The following is a 16,672-nucleotide window of genomic DNA, read 5'->3' as shown; positions in this document are numbered from 1 at the left end:
GCTGTACCATCAAGGCGACCGGACTGCGGGAGCGGAGGAGGGCGGAGGATGCCCAGGCGCGTGGACCACGCCGAGCGGCGGGCCGAGATCGCGGAGGCGCTGGTGCGGGCCGCGGGGCGGCTCGGACTGCATGCCGTGGGGATGCGCGACGTCGCCGCGGAGGCGGGCGTGTCGCTGCGGCTGGTGCAGTACTACTTCGAGTCCAAGGAGAAGCTGCTGCTCTTCGGACTCCAGCACCTGGCGGGGCGGTTCGGGGAACGGGTGAGCGCGCGGATCGCCGCCGCGGGATCCGATCCGGGACCGCGGGCGGTGATCGAGGCGCTGCTGGCGGCCGCGCTCCCGGTGGACGCGGAGAGCCGTACGTTCCACCACCTCTACACCGCGTACGCCGTCCTGTCGGTGACCGACGAGGCCCTCGCCGCCCAGCCCTTCATCAAGGACCCCGACGCGGCCGAGGCGACCGTGACCGCCCTGCTCCGACGGGCCGCCGACGCCGGGCTGCTGCGCCCCGGCACGGACCCGTCCGCCGCGGCCGCCGGCCTCCTCGCCCTGTCCGCGGGGCTCGGCACCGGCGTCCTGGTGGGCCAGCGCACCGCCGAATCCGCGACCGCGATCCTCACGTACCACCTGGACCGGATCTTCCAGCCGGCCGAAGGCACCGGCCGGCCCCGCCGGTCCGCCCCGGCAAAGGGCGATCCCGCCCAGGCCGTCTCCACGGGCGATTCGGCTACGCCTTGAGCGCACCCTCCAGGGCCAACAGGTGGATCTTGCGGTCGAGGCCGCCCGCGTAGCCGGTCAGCGAGCCGTCGGAACCGATGACACGGTGGCAGGGGCGCACGATCAGAAGGGGGTTGGCGCCGAGGGCGCCGCCGACGGCGCGAACGGCGGCGCGGGGTGCGGCGATCCGGGTGGCCAGGTCGCCGTAGGTGAGGGTGGTGCCGTAGGGCACCTCGTCCAGGGCTTCCCAGACCCGTTGCCGGAAGGCCGTGCCGTGGGTGCGCAACGGGAGCCGGAACTCGCGCAGTTCGCCGGCGAAGTACGCCTCCAACTGCTCTCGTGCCGCGGCGAACGGGCCGGGGTCGGCGCGCAGTTCGTCCGGGACGGCCCGCGCGCAGTGCAGCGACGTCAGCGCGCCGTCCGGGTCGGCGGTCAGGAGCAGCCGTCCGAGGGGGGTGTCGAGGTGGGTGAAGCAGCCGACGGCGGTCATCGGGGCGATTCTCCTGCCACGTAGAGGTGTTGTACGGCATACGTCCGCCAGGGACGCCAGGTGCCGGGCGCCCGGACGCCGGGCGGGGGCACGTCGGGGTCGCCGAGCGCGCGGGCCCGGATCACGGCGGCCGTGGCCGGGTCCATCCCCGGCAACGCACGCAACTCCCGCTGCGCGTCGTCCCGGTCGGCGCCGGGGTCCAGCCGCAGGGCGCCGTCGGCGAGGGCCGCGGAGAGCGCGGCGAGCGGTGCGGGTACCGCTCCTGACTCCGCGAGCGCCGCCGGTTCCGGAAAGAGGTGGGTGAGGGCGCCGTTCGGGGTGTCGAGCCTCTTGCCGCACTCCTGGACCAGGCGCCCGCAGCCGGCCGGGCCCAGCAGCGCGCGGGCCGCGGGTTCCAGGGGGTCGACGGCGCCGGGGGCGCGCAGGCCGGGGCGGGCCCCGACCAGGGGGGCGAGGCGCGGGTCGGCGCACAGGCGCTCGTCGATGGCGTACGGATCGGCGTCGAGGTCGAACAGCCGTCGCAGCCGCTGCACGGCGGTGGTCAGGTCCCGCGGGTCCGTGAGGTGCAGGTGGGCGTCCAGCCAGCCGCCCGGACGCGTGCCGGTGCCCGCGCGCGGGGCACGGGTGCGCTCGGCGACGGCGGCGATCCCGGTGCCGTACGGCAGCCGCAGGGTGCGCCGGTAGGTGCGCGCGCCGGGCCGTCCCGTGACCTCCTCGATCCCCGGCACCGCCTCCCGTGCGAGCTGGTCGAAGACGGCGGCGGCCTGGTACGGACCGCGGTGGGCGAGCCGCAGCGGGATGCCGGTGCCCGCGGCGGCCCGGCGGGCGCCGCCGCGCGGGGCGGCGGCCCGCACCTCGGTCGGGGTCGCCGCGTACACCTCGCGCACGGTGTCGTTGAACTGGCGCACGCTGGCGAACCCGGCCGCGAACGCGATCTCGGTCACCGCCAGCTCCGTGGTCTGCAACAGCACCCGCGCGGTGTGCGCCCGCTGCGCCCGGGCCAGTGCCACCGGCCCCGCGCCCAGCTCGGCGGTGAGCTGCCGCTGCACCTGCCGGGCGCTGTAGCCGAGCCGCGCGGCGAGCCCGGCGACGCCCTCGCGGTCCACCACGCCGTCGGCGATCAGCCGCATGGCCCGGCCGACGACGTCCGCGCGGACGTTCCACTCCGCCGACCCGGGCACCGCGTCCGGCCGGCACCGCCGGCAGGCCCGGAATCCGGAGCGCTGGGCGGCGGCGGCCGTCGGGTAGAAGCGCACGTTGCGCCGTCGGGGAGTCACCGCGGGGCAGCTGGGCCGGCAGTAGATACCGGTCGTCTCGACGGCGAAGAAGAACGCCCCGTCGAACCGCCCGTCCCGGCTGCGCACCGCCTCGTACCTGCTGTCCTCGTCCATCACGGGTTCCAGTGTGGCCCGTGGCCGCGGGTACCGGCTGGCGGAAAACGGACACGCAGCTCAGGAGGCTAGAGGCTCTCCCACTGGTCCAGGATGTCGTCCGCGCTGTCCTCGCCCGTGCCCTCGGCCGGCCCCGGGCCGTCCTGCTGCGGGGACAGCTCGGCCCAGATCACCTTGCCGCGCGCGGTGTAGCGGGTGCCCCAGCGGGTGGCGAGCTGGGCGACGAGGAACAGCCCCCGGCCGCCCTCGTCGGTGGCCGCCGCCCGGCGCGGATGCGGGGCGGTGCTGCTGCCGTCGGCGACCTCGCAGATCAGGCCGCGGTCGCGGAGCAGGCGGACGCGGATGGGCGGTGAGCCGTAGCGGACCGCGTTGGTGATCAGCTCGCTGAGGATCAGTTCGGCGGTGTACCCGACGTCCCCGAGCCCCCAGGCGTCCAGCGTGGCGGCGCACTCGGCGCGGACCGGGGCCACGGCCGCCGGATCGCGGGGCACGTCCCACTCGGCGACGTGGTCGGCGCCCAGCAGCCGGGTACGGGCCACCAGCAGGGCGACGTCGTCGATCGGCCGGGCGGGCAGCACCGCGTCGAGGACGGCCGTGCACAGGGCCTCGGGGCCGCGCCCCGCCGATCCGGCCAGCGTGTCGCGCAGCAGTTCGAGGCCGGTGTCGATGTCCCGTCGGCGGTCCTCCAGCAGCCCGTCGGTGTACAGCACCAGGTGCGAGCCCTCCGGCAGCTCCAGCTCCAGCGTCTCCACGGGCATGCCGTCGCCGAGGCCGAGCGGCGGGGAGACGGGCACGTCGGGGAAGGCGGCGGTGCCGTCGGGCAGGATCAGGGCGGGGCCGGGGTGGCCGGCCCGCGCGATGGTGGCGCGGCCGCCGACCGGGTCGTAGAGCGCGTAGAGGCAGCTGGCGCCGGTGACGTGCGCGATGCCGTCGCGAGCGACCCGCCCGTCCTTCAGCGACCCCTCGGTCGTGCCGTCGCCGCGCTCGTCGCTGTCGATGCGGCTGACCAGTTCGTCCAGGTGGACGAGGAGTTCGTCGGGGCTGAGGTCGAGGGCGGAGAAATTGTGCACGGCGGTGCGCAGCCGGCCCATGGTGGCCGCCGCGTGCAGCCCGTGCCCCACGACGTCGCCGACGACCAGCGCCACCCGGGCGCCCGGCAGCGGGATGACGTCGAACCAGTCGCCGCCCACCCCGGCCTGCGCGGGCAGATAGCGGTAGGCCACCTCCAGGGCGGACTGGTCCGGGATGCCGCGCGGCAGCAGGCTGCGCTGGAGGGTGACGGCGGTGGTGTGCTCGCGGGTGTAGCGGCGGGCGTTGTCGATGGCGACCGCGGCGCGGGCCACCAGCTCCTCGGCGACCGCCCGGTCCTCCTCCTCGAACGGCTCGGCGAGCGCGGAACGCCAGAAGCTCGCCACACCCATGAGGACGCCCCGGGCGCGCACCGGCACCACCAGCATCGAGCGGATGCCGTGATCGAGGATGCGCCGCGCGTTGTCGGGGTCGTTCTCCTGCCATCCGGTGTCCTTGCGCAGGTCGGCCTCCAGGACCGGCGCGCCGGTGCCGAGGCCGATGGCCTGCGGGGTCCGGGAGGCGAAGTCCACGAGGGTGCCGACGGGGTACAGCGGGTGGTCGGTGTCGATGCCGGTGAGGGCCGTACGGCGCATCATCGTGCCCTCGGGATCGCCGCCGCGCAGGATCGAGTCGAGGAGGTCCACGCAGGCGTAGTCCGCGAACCGGGGAACGGTGAACCGGGTCAGCTCCTCGGCCGTGCGCGCCACGTCGAGGGTGGTGCCGATCCTGCTCATCGCGTCGTACAGCAGCCGCAGCCGCCGCTGGGCGACGGCGGCACGGCCGGCGACGGCGCGCAGTTCGGTGGTGTCGCGCAGGGTGACGATGCTGGAGGGCCGGCAACCGCGCGGCGCGGTCGGCCGGACGCTCACCGCGAGCAGCCGGTCGCCGGCCTCGCACACCTCGTCCGTGGCCGGGGGGTCGGAGGCCAGCACCGCGGCGAGGGGCCGCGCGAGCCCGAGGTCGGTGAGCTGACGGCCCTCGGCGTCCTCGGGGAGGCCGAGCAGACGCCGGGCCTCGTCGTTGGCGAGCAGCAGGGTCCCGTCGGCGGCGACGATGAGGACACCCTCGCGGGCGGCGTGCAGGACGGCGTCGTGGTGGTCGTACATCCGGCGCAGCTCGGCGGGTTCCAGGCCGCGGGTCTGGCGCAGCAGGCGGCGGTGGACGAGGGCGATGCCGGCGGTGGCCAGCAGCATCGCGCAGCCGCCGGCTGCGAACAGCAGGGGCAGTTGACGGGTCACCTGCTGCTCGATGCTGCGCACGGTGATGCCGGCGGAGACCAGTCCGACGACCTTGTCGCGGGCGTCGAGGACGGGTGCGGTCGAGTCCACGGCCACGCCGATGGGGGTGGAGTGGGTCAGGGTGTTCACGTGGCCGTGCAGCGGCCGCGCGAAGGAGCCGATGACGTGCTTGCCGATGAGGCGGGGGTCGGGATGGGTCCAGCGGATGCCGGCCGGGCTGAACGCGACCACGTAGTCGACGCCGGTCTCCCTGCGGACCAGTTCGGCGCGGGGTTGGAGCACCGCACTGGGGTCACGGGAGCGCATCGCGTCGAGCGTGCCGGGCGCGCGGGCGAAGCCCACGGCGGCGGCGAGGGTGCGGTGCCGCGCCTCGTTCAGACCGGCCTGGCGGGCCTGGAGGACCAGGGTGATGCCGGCCGCCGCGCCGAACAGCAGCAGGATGACGAGCTGCAGGACGAACATCTGTCCGGCAACGGTCCGGACACCCGGCGGCAGCCGCCTCAGCCGGCCGGAGTCGACGGCGGCCGAGGACGCTCCGGCCGGGGCGGAAGCGTCCCACCCCGGAGACAGGCCGAAACGCCTCTTCATGGTGCATTTCTAGCATTCACCACCGAAGGGGACACAGTGCGACCTGCCGGGGTGGGGCATCGGGACGCGCGGGGGTGGGGTGCGGACGGGGGTACGGGGGTACGGGGGCCGGGGGCCGCGTCGGTCGGGGTGGCCCTCGCCCCGGTCCGGGCAGGGCCGGGCCGGGGCGAGGGGGGACGCGGGTTCGGCGGCACGGGTGGGGCTCCCCGGGCTGTCCGAGCCGACTGTCCGGCGGAGCCCCACCCGGAACCGGTCAGGTCCAGCGGCCCCTCTTGAACTGCATCGAGGCCCGGCCCTCCGCGCCCTTGCGTTTCCATTCGCGGCGCAGTTCCGCGCGGACGCGGGCGTCGGTCTTGGCGACGATCCACTGGTTCTCGCGGACCAGCTTGCGGTAGCTCTCCAGGCGTCGTACGGCCAGTTCACCGCTGTCGACCGCGGAGCGCACCGCGCAGCCCGGCTCGCTCTCGTGGGCGCAGTCGTGGAAGCGGCACCGCTCGGCCAGTTCCTCGATCTCGGCGAACACCTGCCCGACCCCGCTCTCGGCGTCGAACAGGCCCACCCCGCGCAGCCCCGGAGTGTCGATGAGGACACCCCCGGAGGGCAGGACCAGCAGGTTGCGGGTGGTCGTGGTGTGCCGCCCCTTGCCGTCGACGTCCCGGGCGGCCCGGACGTCCATCACGTCCTCGCCGACGAGCGCGTTGGCCAGGGTGGACTTGCCCGCGCCGGACTGGCCGAGCAGCACCGACGTGCCGGAGCCGACGAGCGCGAGCAGGCCGTCGAGCCCGTCGCCGGTGTGCGCGCTGACGCCGAGCACCGGCACGCCGGGCGCGCTGTTCTCGACGTCCTGGACGAGATGGGCCAGCGTGACCGGATCACCCACGAGGTCGGCCTTGGTGAGCACGACCACGGGCTGCGCCCCGGACTCCCACGCCAGCGCGAGGAAGCGTTCGACGCGGCCGAGGTCGAGTTCGACCGCGAGGGACACCGCGACGACCGCGTGGTCGACGTTGGCCGCGAGGATCTGCCCGTCGGACCGCTTGGAGGAGGTGGACCGCACGAAGGCGGTGCGGCGCGGCAGATACGCCCGGACGTACCGGGGGTTTCCGCCCGCCTCGACGGCGACCCAGTCGCCGGTGCAGACGACCCGCATCGGGTCGTGGGGGGTGACGAAGGCGGTGTCGGCGCGGACGACCCCGCCGGGGGTGACGACGTCGCACTGACCGCGGTCGACCCGTACGACCCGGCCGGGCAGCAGCCCTTCGGCCGCGTGCGGGGTGAACGCGTCGGCCCAGTCGTCGTCCCAGCCGTAGGGAGCCAGCGCGGAGTGCACACCAGAGGTGGAAGTCAAGGGAGACCCTTCACAAGGGCGGCCCCGGAAAGGAGCGGTCTGCGACGCGCTCGGGTCAGCCGGTGGCCACGGAGGTGGACTTGAGGAGTTCCTGGATGCGGGCAGCGCCCTGCACAGTGACAGCCATCGTCGACACCTCCTCTTCCGCACTCCGGTCGCCTGCGGCGGCCGACGGCCGCCTTGCGAAGTGGTGCTCACCCTAGGGCGGCCCCGCCGCGAGCGCCACCGAATTAACGCGCCCGCACCGACGGGGGCGGCGGAGGCGAGTTCCCGCACCTCCTCGCCCGACGCCGTGACCCGGCGGCCTCCTCGCCACCGACCCGCTCGCCCCGTTCGAGGCAGTGCGCGGCGGCGGTGCGGGCGCAGGGGCCGCGGGACCCCATGGCGACCCTTCGCCACACGACCCGTCCGGTCCGGTGGCGGGCCGCGCCCGGCCGCGTTCGAGGTCCCGCCGGAACACCCGAAGGGTCAGGTCGCCGTCGCGGACTTCGGAAGGCCGCCCTCGTGCCCCGCCTCGGCGGCCTGGCCCGGTGGGGCCGTCAGGCCGACTCCCCGCCGACGGCGAAGCGGTCCGGCCGGAGGTCCGCGCAAGTGCGGCCGGGTACGCGCCGCACGGATGTGCGTCACGGGGGTGTACGAATCGACCGACTATCACTGATACTCCCCTGGGGGGTCGAGGCAACCAGCCGCATTGAACGTTCTGTTTCGTGCGCAAGACCCGCAGGATAAAACGGTGAAACAACTGGGCGATCCCGACATCGCCCCGCCGCCGGGAGCGCCCGCGGCCCATCACCAATCATGATCGGTGCAATAGCGGATTGCGTCTTGGACGGCCCGCGTATCGATGCTGAACTTGGCCCGTGACCGAGCACGTACGGCCAGCAGACCCCCACAAACCCCCCAGGGAAGCACGTTCATGACGCCCGGACCAGCCGAAACCCCGCCGGGTCAGCTCATGGTATATAGACAGTAAATTTCTTCGGAAATTGCGGCGCGTTGTGCGAGCATCACTTGGGCAGTGGCCTTTTCCGGAGACGCACGGGGGAAGAAGTGGAGTTTTCGACCGACCCATTTCCCGTCCTTCCTGTCTCCGCGAGCACGGCTTGCACTGCCTGTATCGGCACCGATAACATCCATTCCGCCTTCGGGGGTCGCAGCTAGCGACGCGAATGCTTGATCGTTGCGCCACGGAGAATTCCGGGTCCGCCTGGCAGACATTCCGTTCCGGAATCTGCCGGTGTTTCTTGCGGGCCTGTTGAAGCATTGAATCAGGGCGACCGAGGACGGGGGAAATCGCCGCTGTGTGTCAGTTATCCGTTGACACCGGTTCTTCATCGCGGTTCACGATACCCACCATCAGTCTCGCCTTCTCGGCCGCCACCTCGGACAGTCAACGGAGGAGACATGGTCACCAATCTCGATGTGACGCTGCGAGACGGGGGATACCGCAACAACTTCGACTTCTCACTCGACTACGCCCTGCACCACGCCAGGGAAAGCGTCGAAGCCGGTGTCGAGTGGGTTGAGATCGGCTACCGCAACGGGTCCTTCCAGCCCAAGCCGGGCCTGGGTCTGACGGGTGTGGGCACCGACGACTACATACGGGCCGTGGCCGAGGTCGTACCGCCCGAGCGGATCTGCATGATCCTGCACCCGAAGAACATCGAGGACGACGACCTCACCCGGATGTTCGAGGCGGGCGTGCGGCTCGTACGGTTCTGTCTGCCGTCCAAGACGCCCGAGCCGGGCCTGGCCATGCTCCGCAAGGCGGCGGACACCGGCTTCACCACCACCGTGAACATCACCCGCGTCAGCCAGCTCGACCGGCGGCGGCTCGTGGAGCTCGCCGCGCTGTCCGAGGACGCGGGCGCGGACGTGATCTACCTGGCGGACTCCAACGGCAGCCTCCTGCCGGACGAGGTCGCCCGACTGGTCACCCTGGTGCGTTCGGTGACCAGATCCGCCATCGGCCTGCACGCGCACAACAACCTGGGCCTGGCGCTGGCCAACTCCATCGCGGCGGTCGACGCGGGCGCCACCTGGATCGACTCCTCCGTGCTCGGCATGGGCAAGGGCCCCGGCAACCTGATCACCGAGCAGTGGCTGGCCTACCTCGGCCGGGCCGGCCGGACCGACCGGTACGACCTCGGGCGGGTCCTCACCCTCGCGCACCGCATGGAGTCGGAGATCGCCGAGGCAAAGCCCTCGCTGCCGCTGCCGGACCTGGTCCTCGGCCACTTCGACCTCTCCGTCGAGGAACGCGCCAAGCTGCCCGTGGACCACATGGGTGCCGCCTTCAGCGCCGCGCGCGAACTCACCTCCCCGGGGGTCGCGGCATGACCTCGCCGACCGCGACCCCGGTCGCCGTACGCCTGGGCGACGCGGGCGCACCCCGCACCGCCTGTGTGCTGGCCCCTGTCATGGCGCGGTGGGACCAGGGCGCCTTCTTCGAACCCGTCGCCGGGGCACTGCTGTCGAGCGGCCACCACGTGACCGTGTACGACACCCTGTCGCTGCTGCGCGAGGGCGACGACCTCGCGGCGCTCGCCGACCGCTGGGCGGGCGTCCTGCGCGCCGAGGAACCCGACCTGCTCGCCGGCAACGCCCTGGGCGGCGCCGTCGTACAGCATCTCCTCGACCAGCCCTGGACGCACCGGGCCGACGTCGTCCTGCTGTCCGCCCCCACGGTGGCCGACGGGCCGCTCGACGCGACGCTGGAACGCATCGCGGCGGCCGTGGCGTCGCACGGCACGGCGGCGGCGCTGGACCTGCTGCACGAGGTGGTCCGCGGTCCCGAGGAGCCCTCCCCCGCGCCCGGCGGCCCGCGCCACCTCGACGAGGACCCGCTGCACGGACGGCGGTTGGCCGCCGGACTGCGCCTGCTGCACCGCGCGGACGCCCGCCACCGGGTCGAGGCGTTCCCCGGCGGGCTGCTGCACGTCTACGGCACCGAGTCGAAGCTCGTCCAGCGCCAGCACCTCGCGACCGGCCCCGGACACACCCGCGTCGGTGTCCCGCGGGCGGGCATGCGCCCCCACGCCGACCAGCCGGGTGCCACCCGGCAGGCCGTCGCCGCATTCCTTGAAGCACAGCGAACGAAGAGGATCCATGAGAAGTAAGACCGTCGCAGTCCTCCCCGGCGATGGCATCGGCCCCGAAGTCCTCGACGCGGCCCTTCCGGTCATCGACGACCTCGGACTGCCCATCACGCTGGAACACGGCGACATCGGCTGGGAGTTCTGGCGCACCGAGGGGAACCCGGTGCCCGAGCGCACCTGGGACCTGATCAACCGCAGCGACGCGGTGCTGCTCGGCGCCACCACCAGCAAGCCGGGGCGCGAGGCCCTGGCCGACCTCCAGCCGCACCTGCGCGAGCGGGCCCCGCAGTACGTGTCGCCCATCATCCAACTGCGCCAGCGGCTGGACCTGTTCGCCAACCTCCGGCCGGTCGAGAACCACCTCGGCGGCACCCCGTACCGGTTCTGCGTCGTACGCGAGAACACCGAGGGCCTCTACGCGGGCCTCGACTGGGACCGGGTGCCCGAGGAGATGTGGCCGCTCCTCGCCGACCACCCCAACGCCCGCCGCAGCGGCCGCGACGCCACCACCGCGAGCGTGCGGATGCTCACCCGGCACGGACTGGACCGCATCCTGCGCTTCGCCTTCGAGCACGCCCGCGCCCACGGGCACCCCCGGGTCACCCTCGCCGACAAGCCGAACGTCCTGCGGCAGAGCAGCGCGTACGCCCGCGGACGTCTTGAGGAGATCGCCGCGGACTACCCGGAGATCGAGTACGAGATCCTCAACGTGGACGCCGTCGCGCTGTGGATGGCCCGGCGCCCGGAGCGCTTCGGCGTCATCGTCGCCGAGAACATGTTCGGCGACATCCTGTCCGACCTCGGCGGCGGGGTGATGGGCGGGCTCGGTCTCGCGCCCAGCGCCAACATCGGGGAGAACGGCAACTACTTCGAACCGGTGCACGGCAGCGCCCCCGCCCTGGCCGGCACCGGCCGGGCCAACCCGCTCGCCGCCTTCCTCACCATCGGCCTGCTGCTCGAACACCTCGGCTTCGGCGAGGCCGCCGACCAGGTGCGGGACGCGGTCTCGCACGTCACGCGCCGCCGGGACCGGGTGACGTACGACCTGGGCGGTACGGCGACCACCACGGAGTGCGCCGCGTCGGTGCGGGACGCCTGCCGTGCCGTGCCGCGCGCCCACACCGCCGCCGTCGTCACCATCGGCGACGAGCTGCTGCGGGCCGCCCTGGAGGACTCCAACGCGGGCGAGGCGTCCCGCAGGCTCGCCGCCCGCGGTGTGCCGGTCCGCATCCGGCACACCGTCGGGGACGACGAGGCGGCGATCGCGGACGCGGTGCGTGCCTCCATCGGCCGTGACGACGTGATCGTGGTCATGGGCGGCCTCGGTCCCACCTCGGACGACGTGACCCGGGTCGGGGTCGCCCGCGCGCTGGGCCGCCCGCTGGAGCACCGCGAGGAGGCCTGGCAGGGTGTCGTCGAACGGCTCACCCGCTTCGGTGTCGCCGTCCACGAGGACAACCGCCGCCAGGCGCAGTTCCCCGAGGGCGCCGAACTGCTGCCCAACACCAACGGCACCGCCTGGGGCTGCCGCCTCGACGTGCAGGGCACCACGGTGGTCATGCTCCCCGGCCCGCCGCGCGAGTGCCTGCCGATGCTCGACGCCTTCCTGCGCGACGGCATCGCTCATCTCCCCCAACCGGAGCCCGTCGTCACGGTGTTCCGGCGCACCCTCGGGGTCATCGAGGCGGACGCCGCCGCCGCGGTGGACGCCCTCGTCCGGGACACGGGCCTCGGCGTCAAGCCCGCCTACCGCTGGCACTACCCGTACGTGGACGTCCGGATCGACTGCCCGCCCGGCGGCGCGGACGAGCTCGCGAAGCGGCTGGACGACGCGCTGGGCGCGTACGTGGTCACCAGCGAGGAGCGCACCGCCGTCCAGGAGCTGGCCGCCCTGCTCGACGCCCGCGGTCTGACCCTGGACGCGACCGACCACGTCACCGGCGGCCGGTTCGCGGCCGAGGTGGCCGCCGCACGGCAGCCGGCGCCGGCCGGGACGCCGGCCGGCGGGGTGTCCGTGACGCTGGACGCGGCCTGGAACGGCGGGGGCCCCGAGGACCACACGGGCACCATCCGCCTCCTGTGCACGGTGCGCGACGGGGCGCACGAGCACACCGGCGAACTGACCGTCCCCAACCGGGGTCCCGAAGTCCTCACCTACGCCGCTCACTTCGCCGCCTGGACCGTCGCCCGTCGTCTCGTGGAGGAGACCGCATGACCACCGCCGCATCCGCCGACCCGATGCCGGACAGCGCCCTGCGCGCCCGCCTGGCACGGCTGGACACCGCCGCCCTCTCCGACGCGGTGGACAGCCTGCGGGCCGCGCCGTGCGTGCTGCCGGGCATCAGCGCCCGCACCCCCGGCAGCGTGGCCTTCGGTCCGGCGTTCACCCTGCGCTACCGGCCCATCGAGGACGACGGCGCGTTCCACAACGCCGCCAACTACATCGACGACGTGCCGCCCGGCTCGGTCGTGGTCGTGGACAACGGCGGCACCGGTGCGTGCACCAACTGGGGTTCCCTGCTCACCTCGGTGGCGCTGCGCCGGGAGATCGCGGGCACCGTCGTGCACGGCGCCGTGCGCGACGTACGGGAGACCCGCGAGGCCGGCTACCCGCTCTTCAGCAGCGCCGTCACCATGGTCAGCGGCAAGAACCGGGTGGTGCTGGAGCGCACCGGCATCGACCTGGACATCGCCGGCACCGTCGTCCGCCCCGGCGACCTGGTGTTCGCCGACGACAACGGGGCGCTGCGCATCCCCGCCGACCTCGTGGCGGAGGTGGTCCGCCGCGCCGAGGCCGTCGAGCGGACGGAACGGCGCATCCGGGAGGCCGCCCTGGACGGCACCCGGCTGGACGAGGCGCGGGCCCGCTACGGCTACGCGCGCCCGTGGGAGGACGAGGGCCGCGATGACGCTCGCTGACCCCCGGCCCGCGGCCGGCGCCGAGCGGACCGGATTCGTGGACGTCCACTACCACGTGGGTCCGGACGCGTACGTACGACGGCACACCGCGGCCGCGGCCGGCGCCCGCTACGCAGAACTCGGCGGCTGGGTGGTGCTGAAGAACCACCTGGGCTCCACCGCGGCCCAGGCGTGGGAGGCCCGGCAGCAGGGCCTGCCCGTGTCGGGGTCGATCGTGCTCAACGACATCGCGGGCGGCCTGGACCCCCGGCTGGTGGAACAGGCCGTCGTCCAGCACGGGGAGGACAGCGGTCTGCGCCTCGTCGTCCATCTGCCGACGGTGACCGGCCGAACCCACAAGAGCCGTCTGGCCCGTACCCCGGCCCATCCGCTGCTGGCCCGGGACGGACTGCGTCCGCTCACCGTCACGGACGAGGCGGGCGGGCTGCGCGCGGAGGTGCGCGAGATCCTGCGCATGGCCCGCGACCTGCCGGTCGTGATCTCCACCGGGCACGCCGACGGGCGCGAGGTGGCCCTGCTGGTCGAGGAGGCGGTGAAGCTCGACGTGCCGCGCCTGATGCTCAATCAGCCGGCCAACCCGATGACCGGTCTGAGCTGCGCCGACCTCCTGGACATCGCGTCGGCGAGGCAGGTCTACACCGAACAGACCGCGCTGACGTACCTGCTGGGCTACCAGGAATGGGACGACTTCTCCGCCGTCCTCGCCCGGGTGCCGCGGGTGGTCTACAGCTCCGATCTGGGTCAGACCTCCCAGATGGACATCGGCGATTGGTGGGCGCGGAGCCGGGAGTGGTTCGGGAAGGCCGGCCTCGGCGAGGACCGGATCACCGAGGTCGTGCGTGACGCGCCGCTGAGGATGCTCAGCCTGTAGGACGGCGGGGTGACAGCCGTTCGGGCGGGCCCGGCGTTCCGGGCCCGCCCGAACGCGTGCAGGGGGAATCACCCGCCCGGGGTCGGTGATACCGGGGATCACGACAAGGCGTCGTGCGGCGCCGGTCTTCGCCGGTTCTCCTCCGCCGTCTTCCGGCGCACCCGGGCGGCCGTCGCGGTGAGCAGTTCCAGGCGCGTCGGGTCCGCGTTCTCGGGCAGCGCGAGGAACATGCGCATGGTGATGGGCTCCCCGTCCAGCGGGAGCAGTGCGATCCGGCGTGAGGAGACCGTTTCGGCCGCGGTCGGATACATCAGCGTCCAGCCGTCGCCGCTCGCGCCGATCTCGGCGAGGGTGTCCTGGAATCCCCGGACGGGCGCGCCGAAGGTGGGCTCGAAACCGGCCTTGCGGCACGCGGCGACGACGGCGTCGTAGAGCGCCGGGTTCTCGCTGCGGGACGCGATGCGCAGGGGAATCCCCGCCAGGTCGGCGAGGTTCAGGCTGGTGCGCCCGGAAAGCGGGTGGGCGGCCGGGAGGGCCGCGACCAAGGGGTCGTACCAGAGCGTGAGCAGCCGCAGGCCCGGGGCGCTTTCGACGCCGCGCACGAAGGCCGCGTCCAGCCGCCCGGCCCGGACCTTCTCCAGCCGGTTGTGGGCGCCGAGGGTCTGGAACTCGAAGCGCGTGCCGGAGCCGGAGTCGGGCAGCGCGTCCAGGAAGTCGTCCAGGCGCTCCCCGAGGGCGGAACTGATCCCGACCCGGAAGGTGGCATCGCTCTGCGCGGCCAGCCGTTGGGCCTTGGCGGCGAAGGAGTCCAGCGCCTTCAGCAGTGCGCGGCCCTCGGGCAGCAGGGCCTGGCCGGCCGCAGTGAGCGTGACGGTACGGCTGGAGCGGTCGAAGAGCTGGGTGCGCAGTTCCCGCTCCAGCCGGCGCACCTGCTGGCTGACCGCGGGCTGGCCGATGTGCAGCCGCTCCGCCGCTCTGCCGAAATGCAGTTCCTCAGCGACGGCGACGAAGTACTGAATCTGACGCAGTTCCACAGGACCCCCCAATCCTCCGAGCGGGCGACCCTGTGATTGAATCTCAAAATACCTGTGCCGGTGATTGATTCAATGTTGATGAATGAGTCAATACAGCCTTCGAGGTCGCGCAGACGAATCCTCGCACACCCCGCGGCCGCGGCCGTACCCGAAGGCGGGACCCGCCCCTGAGCAGGTCCCGCCGCCGTCGTGCGCGGGGTTCTATTCCATGGCGGCTTCCTGTAGTTCGGCGGCCGGCCTGTCGTCCGCCCCGGCCCCGCCGGCCGGCGCGGGCACGGCCGCCGGCGTCCGGTTCGCCAGGGACAGGAAGAGGGCGAAGGCGGATATGCCGAGCACCGCGGCGGTCAGCACGAACCAGCCGAGGGCGAACAGGTCGCCCGCGGGCAGCCGGCTGGAGAGGTAGATGCCCAGCGAGGCGGACAGCAGCTGGAGCGCGCCCATCAGTCCGGAAGCGGAACCGGCGGTCGACCGGAACGTGGTCACGCCCGCGCTCATCGACAGCGGCAGCAGGAAGCCGTTGCCGAAGGTCATCACCGGCATGAAGACCAGCACCAGCAGGCCCCAGCGCCCGCCCGCACCGCTGAGGCCGAGGCCGAGCATCATCAGCGCGCCGACGAGGAAGAAGCCGTGCCCCGTCCACAGCAGCCGGTTGACGGACCGGGTGCGGACCAGGGCGCGCGAGGTCAGGTTGCCCGCGACGTAGGCGAGCGAGACGGTGATGTAGCAGTAGCTGGTGGTCTCGGTGGCCAGCCGCATCTTCTCGAAGACCAGCGGAGAGGCCGCGAGGTAGCCGAAGTAACCGCCGTACGCCACGCACAGGTTGACGGTGTAGGCCCAGAACAGCGGGCGGGACAGCAGCTTCGGGTAGCTCTTGAGGGTGGCGCCCAGGTGCTTGCTGCGCCGCTCCGGCGGCAGGCTCTCGGGGATCGCGGTGATCATCGCGACCAGGGTCACCAGGCCGATCACCGCGGTGACCACGAACGGCGCGCGCCAGGAGACATAGGTCGTCAGATAGCCGCCGATCAGCGGGGCGACGGACGGGGAGACACCGACGATCGGCATGACCGTGGCGAACATCCGGGCCGCGTCCTTCTCCTCGTACAGGTCGCTGATCACCGCCCTGCCGAGCACCATGCCCGAGCCGGCGCCCAGCGCCTGGAGGAGGCGGCTCGCGCCGAACACCTCGACCGTGGGCGCGGCGGCGCACACCAGCGAGGCGAGGACGAACAGGCCGAGCCCGGAGACGATGACGCGCTTACGGCCGTAGGCGTCCGATATCGGCCCGTAGATCGCCTGCGACACCGCGATGCCGATCATGAAGGCGCTGAACGTCCACTGCACCGACGCGACGGGCGTGTGGAAGGCGTGCGCGGTGGCCGGCACGCCGGGCAGGTTGATGTCGGACGCGAACAGGCCACCCGCGTTCAGCGAGGACAGGACGGCGAGCAACAGCGCGTAGGGAGTCCGTTTTGCGGCGTTCTTCATAGTGCGTGGCAACTTCCTCGGTCAAGGACGAGTCGGTGCGGGACTCCCGTCCGCGTACGGGGAGGGGAACGGGCCGGCACGGGCAGGGCCGGCCCGGAAGGTGAGCCGTTTCCGGGTCTGACGGGGGATCTGAACCCGGAAACGGCGGCTTGGGACCGGCCCGTCCGGTCAGCGCTTGGCGGCGCGGGCGGCGAGCGTCTCGCCGGCGATGGACCAGCTGTCGGTGGCGATCTCCTGCACGGTCACCCAGACACTCTCGGGCTTGCTGCCGGTGGCCTTGACGTAGGCGTCGGTCAGCTCACGGACCAGCTCGGCCTTCTGTTCGGCGGTCTTGCCGGGGGTCTGCTGCACGTGGATGAGAGGCATCGCGTTCTCCTGGATCGAGGTTGTGCCGAAGACGCACGGACCTCGGCCGTCAGCCG

At 73.2% G+C, this 16,672-nt stretch carries 13 protein-coding genes; 6 read left to right on the top strand and 7 right to left on the bottom strand.

Features of this window, described 5'->3' with window-relative positions:
• Nucleotides 1–48 precede the first annotated feature (48 nt).
• A complete protein-coding gene (locus tag ACWDD7_RS03565) occupies nt 49–738 on the top strand; it encodes a TetR/AcrR family transcriptional regulator (protein ID WP_450456088.1) in 690 nt (229 codons plus the stop codon).
• Here ACWDD7_RS03565 and ACWDD7_RS03560 read toward each other — a convergent pair.
• The 4 genes from ACWDD7_RS03560 to rsgA form a co-directional block, all read right to left on the bottom strand.
• Nucleotides 728–1,207 carry a methylated-DNA--[protein]-cysteine S-methyltransferase gene (locus ACWDD7_RS03560; protein ID WP_450456086.1) on the bottom strand — a complete coding sequence of 160 codons (480 nt, stop codon included), beginning with the start codon at nt 1,205–1,207 and terminating at the stop codon, nt 728–730. The two genes, ACWDD7_RS03565 and ACWDD7_RS03560, sit on opposite strands and share 11 nt — an antisense overlap.
• On the bottom strand, nt 1,204–2,598 hold the full coding sequence (locus ACWDD7_RS03555; protein WP_392211830.1) for an AlkA N-terminal domain-containing protein: 1,395 nt from the start codon (nt 2,596–2,598) through the stop codon (nt 1,204–1,206). The genes ACWDD7_RS03560 and ACWDD7_RS03555 overlap by 4 nt, the downstream gene beginning before the upstream one ends.
• Before the next feature lie 68 nt (nt 2,599–2,666).
• The gene (locus ACWDD7_RS03550; RefSeq protein WP_450456084.1) at nt 2,667–5,369 is read right to left on the bottom strand and encodes a SpoIIE family protein phosphatase; all 2,703 of its coding nucleotides are present in this window, start codon (nt 5,367–5,369) and stop codon (nt 2,667–2,669) included.
• 379 nt (nt 5,370–5,748) lie between these two features.
• On the bottom strand, nt 5,749–6,843 hold the full coding sequence (gene rsgA / locus ACWDD7_RS03545) for a ribosome small subunit-dependent GTPase A (protein ID WP_450456082.1): 1,095 nt from the start codon (nt 6,841–6,843) through the stop codon (nt 5,749–5,751).
• Nucleotides 6,844–8,247: 1,404 nt separating this feature from the next.
• On the opposite strand from rsgA, the gene ACWDD7_RS03540 reads away from it, so the two are divergent.
• From ACWDD7_RS03540 to ACWDD7_RS03520, 5 genes are read left to right on the top strand one after another with little or no spacing between them, the layout of a single operon-like run.
• Nucleotides 8,248–9,183, top strand: a complete 936-nt coding sequence (locus ACWDD7_RS03540; RefSeq protein ID WP_450456080.1) for a hypothetical protein — start codon at nt 8,248–8,250, stop codon at nt 9,181–9,183.
• Nucleotides 9,180–9,962 carry an alpha/beta fold hydrolase gene (locus ACWDD7_RS03535; RefSeq protein ID WP_450456078.1) on the top strand — a complete coding sequence of 261 codons (783 nt, stop codon included), beginning with the start codon at nt 9,180–9,182 and terminating at the stop codon, nt 9,960–9,962. Before ACWDD7_RS03540 ends, ACWDD7_RS03535 begins: the two co-directional genes overlap by 4 nt.
• Nucleotides 9,952–12,156, top strand: coding sequence for an isocitrate/isopropylmalate family dehydrogenase (locus ACWDD7_RS03530; RefSeq protein WP_450456076.1), 2,205 nt, complete (start codon nt 9,952–9,954; stop codon nt 12,154–12,156). The genes ACWDD7_RS03535 and ACWDD7_RS03530 overlap by 11 nt, the downstream gene beginning before the upstream one ends.
• On the top strand, nt 12,153–12,860 hold the full coding sequence (locus ACWDD7_RS03525; protein WP_351866539.1) for an RraA family protein: 708 nt from the start codon (nt 12,153–12,155) through the stop codon (nt 12,858–12,860). The genes ACWDD7_RS03530 and ACWDD7_RS03525 overlap by 4 nt, the downstream gene beginning before the upstream one ends.
• Nucleotides 12,847–13,731 (top strand): DUF6282 family protein, encoded by an 885-nt coding sequence (locus tag ACWDD7_RS03520; protein ID WP_450456074.1) that lies wholly within the window; start codon nt 12,847–12,849, stop codon nt 13,729–13,731. Before ACWDD7_RS03525 ends, ACWDD7_RS03520 begins: the two co-directional genes overlap by 14 nt.
• Nucleotides 13,732–13,829: 98 nt before the next feature.
• On the opposite strand, the gene ACWDD7_RS03515 is transcribed toward ACWDD7_RS03520, so the two are convergent.
• The 3 genes from ACWDD7_RS03515 to ACWDD7_RS03505 form a co-directional block, all read right to left on the bottom strand.
• A complete protein-coding gene (locus ACWDD7_RS03515) occupies nt 13,830–14,765 on the bottom strand; it encodes a LysR substrate-binding domain-containing protein (protein ID WP_450456072.1) in 936 nt (311 codons plus the stop codon).
• A 201-nt stretch (nt 14,766–14,966) separates the two neighbouring features.
• On the bottom strand, nt 14,967–16,250 hold the full coding sequence (locus ACWDD7_RS03510; protein WP_450456070.1) for a multidrug effflux MFS transporter: 1,284 nt from the start codon (nt 16,248–16,250) through the stop codon (nt 14,967–14,969).
• A gap of 168 nt (nt 16,251–16,418) precedes the next feature.
• Nucleotides 16,419–16,616, bottom strand: a complete 198-nt coding sequence (locus ACWDD7_RS03505; protein WP_145486504.1) for a tautomerase family protein — start codon at nt 16,614–16,616, stop codon at nt 16,419–16,421.
• Nucleotides 16,617–16,672 lie beyond the last annotated feature (56 nt).

The organism is Streptomyces sp. NPDC001056, from assembly GCF_053598955.1.
Note: the sequence above shows the minus strand (reverse complement) of the source record. Positions and strands in the feature narration are given on the sequence as shown.